This window comes from Caulobacter sp. GW821-FHT10F06 (genome assembly GCF_058809215.1).
The window spans coordinates 216,998-232,163 of record NZ_JBXASK010000008.1 but is presented as its reverse complement, the minus strand read 5'-3'; the positions used below and the strand labels follow the sequence as shown (position 1 = coordinate 232,163).

Genomic DNA, 15,166 nt, shown 5'->3' with positions numbered 1-15,166 from the left:
CGCGTTGTCGCGGGTGAAGCGTAGAAGATGGGAGGCGCGAGCATGGGCGAACACCTGATACTGGCCCTGGATCAGGGCACGACCAGCACGCGGGCGATCCTGTTCGATTCGACGGGCGGGGCGTTGGCCGACGCGACGCGGCCCCTGCGCCAGAGCTATCCGGCCGACGGCTGGGTCGAGCACGACGCCGAAGAGATCTTCGCCGCCTGCGTGGCGGTGATGCGCGAGACCATGGACCGCTCGGGACGCGACATCGCCGAGGTGGCCGCGATCGGCATCACCAACCAGCGCGAAACGGTGGTCATCTGGGACAAGGCCACGGGCCGGCCAATCCATCCGGCCATCGTCTGGCAGGACCGCCGCACGGCCGACGCCTGCGAGCGCCTGAGGGATGCGGGCTACGGCGAACGGGTGGCTCAGATCACGGGGCTGCTGCTGGATCCCTACTTCTCCGGCACCAAGATCGCCTGGATCCTCGACCACGTCACCGGCGCGCGGGCTCGCGCCGAGGCGGGCGAGCTGCTGTGCGGCACGATGGACGCCTGGGTTATCTGGCGGCTGACCGGCGGCGCCGTGCACGCCACCGACGCCACCAACGCCTCGCGCACCCTGCTGTTTGACATCGAGGCCCAGCAGTGGTCCGCGCCGATGCTGGATCTGCTGCAGGTCCCGGCCAGCCTGCTGCCTAAGGTGCTCGACTGCGCCGACGACTATGGCGCGACCATCGCCAATATCCTGGGGCGCGAGGTGCCGATCCGGGGCGTGGCGGGCGACCAGCAGGCGGCGCTGATGGGGCAGGGCTGCATCCTGCCGGGCCAGATGAAGGCCACCTACGGCACCGGCTGCTTCATGCTGATCAACACCGGCGAGCACCGTCCGACGTCGCGCTCGCGTCTGCTGACCACCGTCGCCGCGCGGGTCGGGGGCAAGACGACCTACGCCCTCGAGGGTTCGATCTTCGTGGCCGGCGCGGCGATCCAGTGGCTAGGCGAGGGGCTGGGCATCACCGGCGGTCCGCGCGCCGCCGAGGCTTTGGCCCGCGCCGCCAAGCCCGATCACGGCGTGGTCGTGGTGCCGGCCTTCACGGGTCTCGGCGCGCCGTGGTGGGACGCCGGCGCGCGGGGCGCGATCTTCGGCCTGACCCGCGACGCCGGCCTCGCCGAGATCGCGGCGGCGACCTACGATTCCTGCGCCCTGCAGAGCCGCGACCTGATCGAGGCCATGCGGGCCGATGCGCCGGACGCCTTCGGCGACGAGGCCCAGCTGCGCATCGACGGGGGCATGTCCAAGAGCGCCTGGTTCTCCCAGCGTCTGGCCGACCTGACGGGCATGCCGGTGCATCGCGCCAGCTATCTGGAGACGACGGCCCTGGGCGCGGCGCTGTTCGCCGGCCTTGGGGCGGGGGTGTATCCAACGTTGGAAGCGGCCGCTTCGGCGCGACCGGCGGCCGAGACCCTGTCGCCGTCGATGCCGCTGCACCAGCGCGAAGCCGCCTATGCCCGCTGGCTCGATGCGGTGCCGCGCGTCCGGACCTAAGACTACGAGAGCGTTGTTTTGATAACGCTGTCATGTTTTCTACGCTTCGAGGAAAACAAGAAGCGGAGACCGCCATGACCACCCGTCGCGCCGTGCTCACGGCCAGCGCCGCCCTGATCGCCGCAGGAGGATCGATGCCCGCGCAAGCCGCCGCGGCGGCCTATCCCCACATCGGCCGCGTTCGCCGCCTGTCGCCGGAGCTGGACGCCGTGATCGCGCCGGACGCGGTGATCGAGCAACTGGCCGACGGCATGACCTGGTCCGAGGGGCCTGTGTGGATTTGGGAGGGTAATTACCTCCTGTTCTCCGACGTGCCCGCCAACACGATGTACCGGTGGAGTGAGAAGGACGGAAAGACGGTCTTCCTCAAGCCGTCTGGCTATGATGGCCCGCCGACAAAGGTCTTCCGCGAGCCCGGTTCGAACGGCATGACCCTGAACCTGGCGGGGGAGCTGCTGATCTGCGACCACGGTAATCGGGCGGTGGCCAAGGTCGATCTGGCGACCAAGAAGAAGACGATCGTCGTCGACCGCTTCAACGGGAAGCGCTTCAACAGCCCCAACGACCTGATCGTGGCCCGCCAGGGCGCGCTGAAGGACGCGATCTACTTCACCGATCCGCCCTACGGCTTGGAGGGGCTCGACGCCTCGCCCGCCAAAGAGCTGGCGTTCAACGGGGTCTATCTGCGCCGCCCGACCGGCGAGGTCGTGGTGGTCGACGACAAGCTGACCTTCCCCAACGGCCTGGCCCTGTCGCCCGATGAGAAGCGCCTCTACGTCGCCGTGTCTGATCCCAAGGCGCCGGTGATCATGGCCTATGACCTGGGTCCGGACGGTCTGCCTACCTCACGCAAGGTGTTCTTCGACGCCACGGAACTTCAGAAGGCCGGCGGACCGGGCCTGCCGGACGGCATGCGTGTCGACGCCCAGGGGCGTCTGTTCGCGACGGGGCCGGGCGGGGTGCTGATCCTGACGCCCGACGCCAAGCTGCTGGGCGTGATCGAGACCGGTTTCGCCACCGCCAACTGCACGTTCGGCGAGGATGGCAAGACGCTGTTCCTGACCTCCAACCATGTCCTGGCGCGGATCCGCACCAAGACCACCGGCGCGGTCTGGTAGGTCGCCATGGACGGGATCAACAAACGCGCCTTTCTCGCCGCCGGCCTGGCCGCGGGTGTCGCCATGCGGCCGCTGCGGGGCCTGGCTCAGGAGCCTGGCCGCAAGCTGGGCTATGCGATCCTGGGGCTGGGCTACTACGCCACCCGGATCATCATGCCGCGCTTCGCCGAGTGTGAGCATTCCAGGATCGCGGCCCTGGTCAGCGGCTCGCCCGACAAGCTGAAGACCTTCGGCGCGCAGTACGGCGTGCCCGACAGCGGGCTCTACAGCTACGAAACCTTCGACCGGATCATCGACAATCCGGACGTCGACATCGTCTACATCATCACGCCCAACAGCCTGCACCGCGCCTTCACCGAACGCGCTGCCAAGGCCGGCAAGCATGTGATGTGCGAGAAGCCCATGGCGACCTCGGTCGCCGACGGCGAGGCGATGATCGCCGCCTGCAAGGCCGCCGGGCGCAAGCTGATGATCGGCTATCGCAGCCGTTTCCAGCCCCACAACATCGAGGCCATCAAGTTGGCGCGGGAAGGGGCGCTTGGACCCGTTCGGACCGTCGTGGCCGACCACGGCTTCACGATCGGCGATCCCACCCAGTGGCGGCTGAACCGGGCGCTGGCGGGCGGGGGCAGCCTGATGGACATCGGCATCTACAGCCTCAACGCCGCCCGCTACCTGACCGGCGAGGAGCCCGTCGCGGTCAACGCCGTCGAGTCCACCGACCGCTCGAACATCCGATTCAAGGAGGTGGAGGACATCATCAACTTCCAGCTCCTGTTCCCGTCCGGCGCGACGGCCAACTGCGTCTCGGCCTACAGCGTCAACGTCAACCGCTACCGGGTCTCTGGCCCCAAGGGCTGGGTCGAGATCGATCCGGCCACCAGCTACCAGGGCCAAGTGATGCGCGCCCAACTGGGCGGCCAGACCGCGCCGCGCGAGCCGGCGCCGACCCGCAAGAACCAGTTCTCCGGGCAGCTGGATCACTTCTCCGAATGCATCCTGGCTGGCCGCGAGCCGATCGTCGGCGGTGAGGAAGGGGTGAAGGACCTGCGGGTTATTGAGGCCATCTACCGCGCCGCTCGCGAAGGCCGGACGGTAAAGCTGTGAGGGCGCTGGTCCTCGCCGCTGCGCTGCTGGCGCCCAGTGTCGCTTTTGCCCAGCAGCAGATCTCGCTGTGGCCGAATGGCGCGCCGGGCTTCGAGAGCCGCAAGGACATTGCCGAGGTCGCCGGTGACTACTGGCTCAGGAGCATCAACAACCCCTCGGTCACGGTCTATCTGCCGCCCAAGGAGATCGCCACCGGCGCGGCCCTGGTCGTGCTGCCGGGCGGTGGTCACAAGATCCTGGTGATCCGCTCGGAAGGCACGGACGTCGCCAAGGTGATGAACCCGGCCGGCGTCGCGGTCTTCATCATCAAGTACCGGCTGTTTCGCGAGGAGGGCTCGCCCTACACGATCGAGCATGCCCGCCAGGACGCGGTGCGGGGCGTCCGGTGGGTGCGCAGCCACGCGACCGAGTTCGGGATTGACCCCAAGCGGATCGGCCTGATGGGCTTCTCGGCCGGCGGCGAGACGGCGAACCTCGAAGTCTACCAAGGCGCGCTGGCCAGCGATCCGAAGGTTGACGCCATCGATCAGGTCAGCGCCCGGCCGGACTTCCAGGTGCTGGTCTATCCGGGGCCTTTGGGCGTTCCCGACAAGGTTCCGGCGGACGCGCCGCCCGCCTTCCTGATCGCCGCCAATGACGACGAGTGCTGCTCGGCGCCGCTGGTCGACCTGTTGTCCAAGTTCCGCGCCGCCAAGACGCCGGTCGAGCTGCACCTATTCCAGGCCGGCGGCCACGCCTTCAACATGGGTCTTCGCAAGGACCAGGCCTCATTCAAGCATTGGCCGAACCTGCTGGTCGACTGGCTGAACGACAACGGCTGGATGAAGCCCCGCTAGGGATTTTCGTCCAGATAGGCCTTCACCCGCGCGAACAGCGCCTCGAACATCGGCGTCGTCAGGCGCCCGGTGTTCGTGTTGAGGCGCGAGCAGTGATAGCTGTTGAACACCCGATAGGGCCCGGCCTGGAACTCCGAGCCGTGGCCCGGAACGCCGGCTGACGCCCTCAGGCCGACGGCCTTCAGCAGATTGCGCCGCGAGACGTCGCCCAGAGTGACGATGGCCTTCAGCTTGGGGAACATCTCCAGCCGCGCCGTCAGGAACGGCCGGCAGTTGTTCTCCTCGGAAGTCTCAGGCTTGTTGCCGGGCGGGGCGCAGCGGACGGCGTTGGTCACCGCGCTGCCGATCAGCTTCAGCGAGTCATCGGGCCGCGCCTCGAACTTGCCGGTGGCGAAGCCGAACTTGATCAGGGTGTCGTAGAGCAGGGTCCCCGCATAGTCGCCGGTGAAGGGTCGGCCGGTGCGGTTGGCGCCCTTGCGGCCGGGGGCCAGACCCACGACCAGTAGCCGAGCGTCCTTGTCGCCGAACGACGGGGCGGGGCCGTTGAACCAATCGGGATAGAGCTCTTGGTTCTCGCGGCGATAGGCCACTAGGCGCGGGCACAGCGGACAGTCGCGCGGCGGCTCGGCCGGATTGGGAACCCGTTCGCCGACGATGTTGGAGGGCTGATCAGTATTCATCGTCGGCCTCGCGCTCGGCCGGGGTGCGGGCGTCGGCGGTGGGGCGTGGCGCTGGGGCGCGCTGCGGGCGGCCGATGATGGCGCCCAGGTCGTTGAGGTCGACGAAGTTGTCGGCCTGGCGACGCAGGTCGTCGCTGGTCATCGGCGGCTGGCTCTTCATGGTCGAGACCACGGTGACGCGGCGGCCCTTGCGCTGCACGGCCTCGACCAGGGCGCGGAAGTCGCCGTCGCCGGAGAACAGCACCAAGTGGTCGGCGGTCTCGGCCATCTGCATCATGTCGACGGCGATCTCGATGTCCATGTCGCCGCGCCAACGCTTGCGGCCCTGGCTGTCGGTGAACTCGCGGGCGGGCTTGGTCACCAGGGTGAAGCCGTTGTAGTCGAGCCAGTCGACCAGGGGGCGAATGGGCGAATAGTCGTCGTTCTCGGCGATGGCGGTGTAGTAATAGGCCCGGATCAGCACGCCGCGCTTTTTGAACTCGTCCAGCAGCTTGCGGTAGTCGATGTCGAAGCCTAGCGCCTTGGCGGCCGAATAGAGGTTCGCCCCGTCGATGAACAGGGCGATCCGGTCGGTGGGATAGAAGGTCAACGCGGGAATTCCTTGAAAAATACGGTCGATCGAAATGACTTGAACGAGGCCGTTGTCGTGGCGCTCGGCTGCAATCTGCCCGGAGCCTATACGAGTCGCGAAGCCTTGTTGGAAGCCGCGCTGGAGGCCTTTCCGTCCGAAGGCTTGAGGGTGCTGGCGCGATCGTCCTGGTGGACCTCGGAGGCCTGGCCAGACCCGACGGCGCCGGCCTATCTGAACGGCGTGGCGGTGGTCGAGACGAGCCTGGCGCCGGCCGAGGTCCTGGCCGCTCTGCATCGCCTGGAGGCGCGGTTCGGTCGCGAGCGGGCGGCGCTCAATGCGCCTCGGACCCTGGACCTGGACCTGATCGCCCACGGTCGCGTGGTGATGTCCGGCCAGCTGATCGTGCCGCATCCTCGGGCTCACGAGCGGCTGTTCGTGATGGGGCCGCTGGCGCAGATCGCGCCGGACTGGCGTCATCCGGTCAGCGGCGAGACCGCCGTCCAACTGGCGCGAACGGCTACGGTGGGCGCCGACGCCTCGCCCTGAACCTGGCCCCCTGAACTTCGCCTTGCATCGCTCGCCGCCGTCGGGATGATCGCGCCCAATCATTAGGGACGACATCATGAAACTTCGCGCCGCCTGCCTGGCTCTGTGCGCCCTGTTGCTGGCCACGCCGGCGGCGGCCGACGGCTATCTCCACGCAGACGGCAAGCGGATCGTGGATGGCTCGGGCAAGCCGGTGATCCTGCGCGGCATGGGCCTTGGCGGCTGGATGCTGCAGGAGGGCTACATGCTCCAGCTGGGCAAGCTGGGGCCGCAGCAGGTCATTCGCGGCAAGATCACCGAACTGGTCGGCGAGCAACGCGCCGCCGAGTTCTACAGGGCCTGGCTCGACAACCACACGACCGAAGCCGACCTCAAGGCGATGGGACGGTGGGGCTTCAACTCGGTGCGCCTGCCGATCCATTTCGACCTGCTGACCCTGCCGGTCGACCAGGAGCCGGTGGCCGGCGTCGACACCTGGCATGAGTACGGCTTCAAGCGGATCGACGACCTTCTGGCCTGGAGCAAGGCCAATGGGATCTATCTGATCCTCGACCTGCACGCTGCGCCGGGAGGCCAGGGTAACGACTTGGCGATCTCGGATCGCGATCCGACCAAGCCGTCGCTTTGGGACAGCCCCGAGAACCAGCGCAAGACCATCGCCCTGTGGCGCAAGCTGGCGGCGCGCTATGCGGGCGAACCGTGGATCGGCGGTTACGACCTGATCAACGAGCCCAACTGGAGCTTCGCCACGCCGGGCAAGGGCAATGGCTGCGACGAGAAGGTCAACGGTCCGGTCCGCGACCTGCAGATGCGGATCACCCAGGCCATCCGCGAAGTCGACGACAAGCACCTCGTCATCGTCGAGGGCAATTGCTGGGGCAACAACTACGCCGGCGTCCTGCCCAAGTGGGACGCCAACATGGCGCTCTCGTTCCACAAGTACTGGAACGTCAACACGCCGGACTCGATCGCGGCGATCCTGAAGCTGCGCGACGACAACGCCATGCCGGTGTGGCTGGGCGAGTCCGGCGAGAACTCCAACGTCTGGTTCGCCGACGCCATTCGGCTGGTGGAAGGCGAGGGTATCGGCTGGGCCTTCTGGCCGCTGAAGAAGATCGGCTTCAATCAGCCGCTGGAGATCACGCCCAATCCGGGCTGGGCCAAGCTGGTCGCCTATTGGACCGAGGGTGGGCCAAAGCCCGAAGCGGATGAGACCTACGCCACGCTGATGCGGCTGGCTCGGCACGACATCCGCTTCGAGGCCAACGTCCAGCATCCCGACGTCATCGACGCCATGTTCCGCCAGCCGGGCTCGGACGCGGCCAAGCCGTTCGGGCCGCTGGTCGCCGGCAAGCCGATCCTGGCGGCGGACTATGACCTGGGCCGCGTCGGCGTGGCCTATGCCGACAACGACGCGGCCAACTATCATGTCTCGACCGGCAAGGAGCGCACGGCCTGGAACCATGGCCGCACCTATCGCAACGACGGCGTCGACATCGGGCGGGAGGCCGACGGCACGCCTTTCGTCGACCGCTTCGAGCCCGGCGAGTGGCTGCGCTACACCGTCGTGGCCGCGCGAGACGGCGTGAGCGAGGTGATGGTTCGAGCCACGACGCCGGTCCTGGTGGGCGTGAACGGCGCGCCGCCGGTCGCGGGCGTTGAGGCCGGACCGGGCGAGGGGCGCTGGAAAACCTTCGTCGTGAAGGGCGTGCGCTTGAAGCGCGGCGACAATGTCGTGCGGGTCGAAGCGGGCGCGCAGGTCGGCGAGATGCTGTCGCTGGAATTGTCGAAGCCATAGCGACGCTTGCCGCACTGGACTTCATGTGGCGAAGCAGGCATAAGCGCCCCCTCGCGAAAGATGGGCGACAACCCGGGCGACGTTGCGTAACGTCGTCGGGCTGCTTATTTTTGCAGAGCATCACGGCTAGCCCGAGGAATTCATGGCCCGCGTCACCGTCGAAGATTGCGTCGAGAAGGTTCCGAACCGCTTCGCGCTCGTCCTGCTGTCCGCCCACCGGGCGCGCGGCATCTCGGCCGGCGCGGCCCTGCTGGTCGACCGCGACAACGACAAGAACCCTGTCGTCGCCCTGCGCGAAATCGCCGACGACGTCGTCGACCACGAAGGCCTGAAGGAACAGCTCATCAGCACGCTGCAACGCGTCGACGAGCACACCGAGGCTGAAGAAGAAGCCGAAACCCTGGCCCTGCTGGCTGATCCGAGCCACATGCAGATGAGCGAGCTGGAACTGGTTCGCGCCCTGCAGAGCGACCGCGACGGCGGTCAGGAGGAGCGGTACTGAGCCCCGACGGCGCAGACCCTCTGACCCTTGAAGCGGCGCCAGCCGCCGCTCCTTCCGAACGCGCGCCTGAATCTTCCTCGACAGAGGCGGATTCGGGCGCGTCTTCGTTTCAGGCCTCCGGCGAGCCGGCGGCCGCGCCGGCGCCGAAGCCGCGCCAGAAGTTCCTTCGCCAGTATGAACTGATCGAGCGGGTCCACTCCTACGACCCGACCGCCGACGAAGCCCTGCTGAACCGCGCCTATGTCTACGCCATGCGGATGCACGGCAGTCAGACCCGCGCCAGCGGCGACCCGTACTACGCTCACCCGATCGAGGTGGCGGGCATTCTCACCGAATACCGGCTCGACACCGCGACCATCGTCACGGCCCTGCTGCACGACGTGATCGAGGACACCCCGGTCACCCGCGAGGACATCGAGGGCCTGTTCGGCGCCGAGGTGGCCGAGCTGGTCGAGGGCGTCACCAAGCTTTCGAAGTTGGAGCTCCAGGCCGAGCATTCGCGCCAGGCCGAGAACCTGCGCAAATTCATCCTGGCGATCAGCAAGGACGTCCGCGTCCTGCTGGTGAAGCTGGCCGACCGTCTGCACAACATGCGGACGCTGCACTTCATCAAGGCCCAGGCCAAGCGCGAGCGGATCGCTCGCGAGACCCGCGACATCTATGCGCCGCTGGCCCGCAACATCGGCTGCCACCGGATCTGCACCGAGCTGGAAGAACTGTCGTTCGAGCACACCAATCCGGTGGCCCGCAACGCGATCGTCCGCCGGCTGGACACCCTGCGCGCCGAGCAGGGCGGGGCGGTGGCCCTGGTCAGCCAGGAGATCGCCGCGCGCCTCGACGCTGCCGGCCTGCCGGCCCGGGTCTTCGGGCGGGAAAAGTCGCCCTATTCGATCTGGCGCAAGCTGCAGCGCAAATCGATCGGCTTCTCGCAGATGTCCGACATCTACGCCTTCCGCGTGATCGTCGACAGCGAAGAGGATTGCTACAAGGCCCTGGGCGTCGTCCACCGGGCCTGGTCCAGCGTGCCCGACCGGTTCAAGGACTTCATTTCGACCCCCAAGCGGAACAACTACCGCTCGCTGCACACCACGGTGGTCGGTCCGCGCGGCATGCGCATCGAGATGCAGATCCGCACCGAGGCCATGGATCGCGTCAACGAAGAGGGCGTGGCCGCTCACTTCCGCTACAAGGACGCCTCGTACGGCCTAGACCTGGAAGGCATGGAAGCCGCCGGCGGCCGCGATCCGCTGGCCAACCTGCGCCAGCTGGTCCAGGTGCTGGAACACGGCGGCGACGCCGAGGAGCTGGTCGAGCACGCCAAGCTCGAGATGTTCCTCGACCAGGTGTTCGTGTTCACCCCCAAGGGCAAGCTGGTCAGCCTGCCGCGCGGGGCCATGCCTCTGGACTTCGCCTATGCCGTCCACACCAGCGTCGGCGACACCTGCATCGGCGTGAAGATCAATGGCGAGCTGAAGCCGCTGCGCACGGGCCTCAACAACGGCGACGTCGTCGAAGTCATCCGCGGCTCCAAGCCCGTGGTGCCGCCCGACTGGCGCTCGCTGACCGTGACGGGCCGGGCCCGCTCGGCCATCCGTCGCCACATCCGCCAGACCGAGAAGGAAGAGTTCCTGCGCCTGGGCCGGGCCTCGGTGGAGCAGATCTTCGAGCGGGCCGGCAAGCGGCTGAAGGACGTCTCGCTGCGTCCGATCCTCGAGCGCTTCGCCCTGGAGACCGAGGAGTCGCTGTTCGACGCCGTCGGTCGTGGCCGGGTCTCGCCCAGCCAGGTTCTGGAAACCGCATTCCCGGGCATGAAGGACACCGAGATGGCGGCCGCCTCGGCGCGTCGCAAGATCGAGGGCGGCAAGGGCGCGCGGCTCTATGTGCGCGGCGGCGGCCTGACCCCCGGGGTCTCGCTGCACTTCGCCCATTGCTGCAGCCCGGTGCCGGGCGATCGCATCGTCGGCATCCTGCGCGAGGACGGTGAAGGCCTGGACGTCCACACCATCGATTGTCCGAAGCTGGCCGACTACGAGGACCGTGAGGACCTGTGGCGCGACCTCAACTGGACGCCTGAGGCCGAGCGCGAGACGGTGTCGCTGACCCGCCTGCACGCCACGATTCAGAACGCACCGGGCGTGCTGGGGCAGGTCTGCACGATCATCGGCGAGGCGGGCGGCAACATCGTCAACCTGCGCATGCACCATCGCCAGAGCGACTTCTTCGACACCGATATCGATGTCGAGGTCCGCGACGCCAAGCATCTGACCAACATCTCGGCCGCGCTTCGGGCCTGCCCGTCGGTCGAGACCGTGGATCGCACCCGAGGCTAGGCTTTCAGGGCCGCCACCGCGTCCGCCGTCGACGCTGTCAGGGGCGAGGGCAGGGCGTCCAACGCGAACCAGCCCCACTCCGACAGCGCGTGGTCCTCCTGGATCGACGGTTCGCCCGAGAAGCTTCCGGCGCGATAGGTGATCGCCAGCCAGTGATAGTCGTCGGCGATCATGTCGGTCACCGCCAGCACAGGGCCGGCGACCAGGGTGATCCCCAGTTCCTCGTGGATCTCGCGTTCGGCGCAGGTGCGAGCGGCTTCGCCCCAGTCCAGCTTGCCGCCGGGCACGCCCCAGTGCGCGGCCTCGGGGTTCTTGATCCGCTTGACCAGCAGCAGTCGGCCCTGGTCGTCGAGGATGGCGGCGCCGCAGCCGACGCGGGGGCGGAGAGGTTCGGTCATGGCGCGATAGAGCCAAATTGGCGGCGTCGCGCAAGGCGTTGGAAGACTCAAGGGCGTCGGCTATATCGCCTGCTCATGACCAATGATGACGTCCTCGACGAATTCCGCGCCGCAGGGGCTCTGCGCGAAGGCCACTTCGTGCTGTCCAGCGGCCTGCACAGCCCGGTGTTCCTGCAGAAGAACCTTGTGTTCATGCGGCCCGAGCGCTGCGAGCGCCTGTGCAAGGCCCTGGCTGAGAAGATCGTCGCCACCGTCGGCCAGCCCGACGTGGCGGTGTCGCCGGCCGTCGGCGGGATCATTCCCGGCTACGAGACCGCCCGCCACCTGAACGTCGCCTCGATCTATGTCGAGCGCGAGGGCGGCGGCTTCAAGTTCCGGCGCGGCTTCCACCTGGAGCCCGGCCAGAAGGTCGTGATGGTCGAGGACATCGTCACCACCGGCCTGTCGTCGCGCGAGTGCATCGCTGCGATCCAGGAGGCCGGCGGCGACGTCATCGCCGCCGCCTGCATCGTCGATCGCTCGGGCGGCAAGGTCGATGTCGGCGTGCCGCTGGTCTCGCTGTGCAGCCTGGAAGTGCCGGCCTATCCCGCCGACGCCCTGCCGCCGGAGCTGGCCGCGATCCCGATCGAGGATCCCGGCAGCCGCCGGCTGAAGGCTCAGTAATCACTTGGTCGGAGCAGGCGGCGTTAGCTGCTTGACCGGCCAGGCGACGCCCAGCTGCTCCAGATAGGTCTCGTACTTGCTGGGATCGTAATAGTACTTGCTCATCTCCGGTCGGAAGGTCGCCATGATGTTGGCGTTGATCTGGGTCTGCGGCTTGTCGGTCGCCGACAGCATCGGCACGTACTTCTGATCCTTGGTCTGGACGTCCTTGAACCAGGCCTTGGAGGCGTCCAGCAGCTTGGGCTGGGTCAGCAGGTCCAGCACCGTCATCGCCACCACCTTCGAGCCGGCCGCCACGCCCTTGTGGGCGATCGGCGTGGCCATCGAGATGGCGTTGGCCCAGTGGTGGCCGGGCAGGTCGGGGATGTTGGACGGATAGTTGATTGTGATGGTCGGCATGATCCACGAGATGTCGCCGATGTCGTCCGATCCGCCGCTTTCCGGCTTGGGCTCCGGCGCGGTCAGGCCCTTCAGCTTGATGTCGAGACCTTCCTTCTTGGTCGAGCCGACATTGGTCTGCACCGCCTTGGCGAAGGCCTGCTCGTCGGGCGTCCACTTGGGCAGGCCGACGGCCTCGATATTGGCCTGGGCGGCCTCGGCCATCGGGCGGTTGTAGTAGCGAGGGGCCGCTGTGCCGACCAGCATGTGGTCGACCGTGGTGTCGGTCATGTCGGCGGCGGCCTGGGCGATCTTGTTGCCGATCGCGTAGTTCTTCTTGATCGCGTCGAAGCTCTGTTCGCGGAAATAGTACCAGACCGTGGCTTCCGACGGCACGACGTTGGGCTGGTCGCCGCCGTCCGTGATCACGGAGTGCGAGCGCTGCTCTGGTCGCAGATGCTCGCGGCGCATGTTCCAGCCCATGTCCATCAGTTCGACGGCGTCCAAGGCGCTGCGGCCCCGCCAGGGCGCCCCGGCCGAGTGGGCGGATTCGCCGTGGAAGCTGTACTTCACCGACACCAGGCCCGTGCCGATCGACGGGCCCCAGCTGGTCTGCAGGTTCGAGCCGACATGGGTGAAGATGGTGGCGTCCACGTCCTTGAAGACGCCGTCGCGGACCATGTAGGCCTTGCCCGCCACCAGCTCTTCGGCGACTCCGGGCCACAGCATCAGGGTCCCGGCGATGTTCTCCTTGATCATCAGATCCTTGAGCGCCAGGGCCGCGACCACGTTCAGCGCCTGGCCGGAATTGTGGCCCTCGCCGTGACCGGGCGCGCCGGGAACGATCGGGTCGTGCCAGGGTACGCCGGGCTTCTGCGAGGCCTTGGGGATGCAGTCGATGTCGCTGCCCAGGGCGATGACCGGACCGCCGGTCCCGTTCGTCCAGGTCGCCGTCCAGCCGGTGGGCAGGCCCGCCACGCCGCGCGTGACCTTGAAGCCGTTCTCTTCCAGCACGCCGGTGATGTATTTCGAGGTCTCGACTTCCTGGAAGCCCAGCTCGCCGAACGAGAAGATCTGGTCGTTCATCACCTGGGACAGCTTGGCTCGCGCCTCCACGCCGGCCACGGCCTTGGCCTTCAGGCTCTTGATGGCGCTTGCCGAATAGCTCTGAGCGGCTAGGGCCGAGCCCGCCGCCGTCGACATCAACAGCGCCAAGCCCAGCGCGCCCGCTTTCGTCCCGATCATGTTCCCACCCGTTTTGACTAGTCAGGGACGCGACCTTGGGCGCCCGATCGAACGCTGTCCACGCCGTTTTCCGTAAGGCGAAACTGAACAGCGTCAGCGCCGCTTTTCAGGTCTCCAACTCTTGGCCCACAGGCGATAGACTGCGGACGAGACGCGGCGTCGGCCGCGCCGGAACAACGAGCGACCGAGGTCTCGACATTCCTAGCGAGCAGCAGATGACCGTCCGGCTGGGCGTCAATATCGACCACGTGGCCACAATCCGGAACGCCCGTGGCTCCAGCTATCCCGAGCCCGTGCGGGCCGCAGAGCTGGCCCTGGCGGCCGGCGCCGACGGCATTACCGCCCACCTGCGCGAGGATCGCCGGCACATCTCCGACGCCGACATCGCGCTGCTGACTGACCTGTGCCTGAAGCGCGGCAAGCCGCTGAACTTCGAGATGGCGGTCACCGACGAGATGGTCGGCATCGCCCTGAACGCCAAGCCGCACGCCGCCTGCCTGGTGCCGGAGCGCCGCGAGGAGGTCACAACCGAGGGTGGCCTCGACGTCGTGCGCGGCTATGACGCCATCGCCGCCGCCACCGGCCGGCTTCGCGAGGCCGGCAGCCGCGTTTCGCTGTTCATCGACGCCGAGCCCGCCCAGATCGAAGCCTCGCACCGCCTGGGCGCCCAGGTCATCGAGCTGCACACCGGCGCCTATTGCGACGCCGCCCGCGAGGGCCACGTCGAACGCGCCGCCACGATCCTGGAACGCCTGAAGACCGGCGCGGCCCTGGCCGCCAGCCTGGGCCTGGAGGTTCACGCCGGCCACGGCATCGACTACGCCACCGTCAAGCCGATCGCCGCCATCCCGCAGATCGCCGAGCTCAATATCGGCCACTTTCTGATCGGCGAGGCGATCTTCGTGGGTCTGCCGCAGGCCATTCATCGGATGCGCGCCCTGATGGACGCCGCCCGCCTCGAGGCAGCCGCGTGATCATCGGCATCGGCTCCGACCTGTGCGACATCCGGCGCATCGAAAAGTCTCTGGAGCGTTTCGGCGACCGCTTCACCCACAAGGTGTTCACCGACGTCGAGCGCGCCCGGTCCGAGCGCAAGCCCGACCGCGCCAGCAGCTACGCCAAGCGCTTCGCCGCCAAGGAGGCGTGCTCCAAGGCGCTCGGCACGGGCTTGAAACGCGGCGTGCATCTGGCCGGCATGGGTGTGGTCAACCTGCCGTCGGGCAAGCCGACCATGGCCCTGACCGGCGGCGCCGCCGAGCAGCTGGCGCGCATGGTCCCGGCCGGCATGAAGGCGGTGGTCCATTTGTCGCTGACCGACGATCATCCCTACGCCCAGGCCTTCGTGATCATCGAAGCCCTTCCGGAATAAGGACTTTTCTGGCGGAGCCGCCAGCGCCCAACCTTGGCCATGAAGCCGGGTTACCCGGCGCAAAGCTTGCCCCTGTCGCCAAGCCCGTC

Annotated in this window: 13 protein-coding genes and 2 pseudogenes; 11 read left to right on the top strand and 4 right to left on the bottom strand. The window is 67.7% G+C overall.

Annotation, left to right across the window (positions count from 1 at the left end):
• Positions 1-42: 42 nt before the first annotated feature.
• From glpK to AC1RUS_RS18440, 4 genes and pseudogenes are all read left to right on the top strand, one after another.
• Positions 43-1,536 carry a glycerol kinase GlpK gene (gene glpK / locus AC1RUS_RS18455; protein WP_492918056.1) on the top strand — a complete coding sequence of 498 codons (1,494 nt, stop codon included), beginning with the start codon at positions 43-45 and terminating at the stop codon, positions 1,534-1,536.
• A gap of 32 nt (positions 1,537-1,568) precedes the next feature.
• Positions 1,569-2,546, top strand: a pseudogene (locus tag AC1RUS_RS18450) (SMP-30/gluconolactonase/LRE family protein); the annotation flags it as partial.
• A 14-nt stretch (positions 2,547-2,560) separates the two neighbouring features.
• A pseudogene (locus tag AC1RUS_RS18445) lies at positions 2,561-3,761 on the top strand (Gfo/Idh/MocA family protein).
• Complete coding sequence (locus AC1RUS_RS18440; RefSeq protein WP_492918055.1) at positions 3,758-4,597, top strand: alpha/beta hydrolase; 840 nt, start codon at positions 3,758-3,760, stop codon at positions 4,595-4,597. Before AC1RUS_RS18445 ends, AC1RUS_RS18440 begins: the two are co-directional and overlap by 4 nt.
• Here AC1RUS_RS18440 and AC1RUS_RS18435 read toward each other — a convergent pair.
• Both AC1RUS_RS18435 and AC1RUS_RS18430 read right to left on the bottom strand, forming a co-directional pair.
• Positions 4,594-5,277 carry a uracil-DNA glycosylase gene (locus AC1RUS_RS18435; RefSeq protein WP_492918054.1) on the bottom strand — a complete coding sequence of 228 codons (684 nt, stop codon included), beginning with the start codon at positions 5,275-5,277 and terminating at the stop codon, positions 4,594-4,596. The genes AC1RUS_RS18440 and AC1RUS_RS18435 overlap by 4 nt on opposite strands.
• Positions 5,267-5,866 (bottom strand): LabA-like NYN domain-containing protein, encoded by a 600-nt coding sequence (locus AC1RUS_RS18430; protein ID WP_492918053.1) that lies wholly within the window; start codon positions 5,864-5,866, stop codon positions 5,267-5,269. Before AC1RUS_RS18430 ends, AC1RUS_RS18435 begins: the two co-directional genes overlap by 11 nt.
• Before the next feature lie 39 nt (positions 5,867-5,905).
• Here AC1RUS_RS18430 and folK point away from each other — a divergent pair, with 39 nt between their 5' ends.
• The 4 genes from folK (at position 5,906) to AC1RUS_RS18410 (ending at position 11,024) form a co-directional block, all read left to right on the top strand.
• Positions 5,906-6,394, top strand: a complete 489-nt coding sequence (folK, locus tag AC1RUS_RS18425) for a 2-amino-4-hydroxy-6-hydroxymethyldihydropteridine diphosphokinase (protein WP_492918052.1) — start codon at positions 5,906-5,908, stop codon at positions 6,392-6,394.
• Positions 6,395-6,470: 76 nt separating this feature from the next.
• The gene (locus tag AC1RUS_RS18420; protein ID WP_492918051.1) at positions 6,471-8,192 is read left to right on the top strand and encodes a cellulase family glycosylhydrolase; all 1,722 of its coding nucleotides are present in this window, start codon (positions 6,471-6,473) and stop codon (positions 8,190-8,192) included.
• A gap of 142 nt (positions 8,193-8,334) precedes the next feature.
• On the top strand, positions 8,335-8,694 hold the full coding sequence (gene rpoZ, locus AC1RUS_RS18415; protein WP_035049486.1) for a DNA-directed RNA polymerase subunit omega: 360 nt from the start codon (positions 8,335-8,337) through the stop codon (positions 8,692-8,694).
• 179 nt (positions 8,695-8,873) lie between these two features.
• Entirely contained in the window at positions 8,874-11,024 is a 2,151-nt protein-coding gene (locus AC1RUS_RS18410; protein WP_492918122.1) for a RelA/SpoT family protein, read from the top strand.
• Here the strand turns inward: AC1RUS_RS18410 and AC1RUS_RS18405 are convergent.
• A complete protein-coding gene (locus AC1RUS_RS18405; protein ID WP_492918050.1) occupies positions 11,021-11,422 on the bottom strand; it encodes an NUDIX domain-containing protein in 402 nt (133 codons plus the stop codon). The genes AC1RUS_RS18410 and AC1RUS_RS18405 overlap by 4 nt on opposite strands.
• A 75-nt stretch (positions 11,423-11,497) precedes the next feature.
• On the opposite strand from AC1RUS_RS18405, the gene pyrE reads away from it, so the two are divergent.
• Complete coding sequence (pyrE, locus tag AC1RUS_RS18400; protein WP_492055254.1) at positions 11,498-12,085, top strand: orotate phosphoribosyltransferase; 588 nt, start codon at positions 11,498-11,500, stop codon at positions 12,083-12,085.
• On the opposite strand, the gene AC1RUS_RS18395 is transcribed toward pyrE, so the two are convergent.
• Positions 12,086-13,666: an amidohydrolase gene (locus tag AC1RUS_RS18395; RefSeq protein WP_492918121.1), complete on the bottom strand. Its 1,581-nt coding sequence runs from the start codon at positions 13,664-13,666 to the stop codon at positions 12,086-12,088. It abuts the gene before it with no gap.
• A 257-nt stretch (positions 13,667-13,923) separates the two neighbouring features.
• Between AC1RUS_RS18395 and AC1RUS_RS18390 the strand changes: the two genes are divergently transcribed.
• Together AC1RUS_RS18390 and acpS are read left to right on the top strand one after the other, a co-directional pair.
• A complete protein-coding gene (locus AC1RUS_RS18390; RefSeq protein WP_492918049.1) occupies positions 13,924-14,682 on the top strand; it encodes a pyridoxine 5'-phosphate synthase in 759 nt (252 codons plus the stop codon).
• Positions 14,679-15,077, top strand: a complete 399-nt coding sequence (gene acpS, locus AC1RUS_RS18385; protein ID WP_492918048.1) for a holo-ACP synthase — start codon at positions 14,679-14,681, stop codon at positions 15,075-15,077. The genes AC1RUS_RS18390 and acpS overlap by 4 nt, the downstream gene beginning before the upstream one ends.
• Positions 15,078-15,166: the final 89 nt, after the last annotated feature.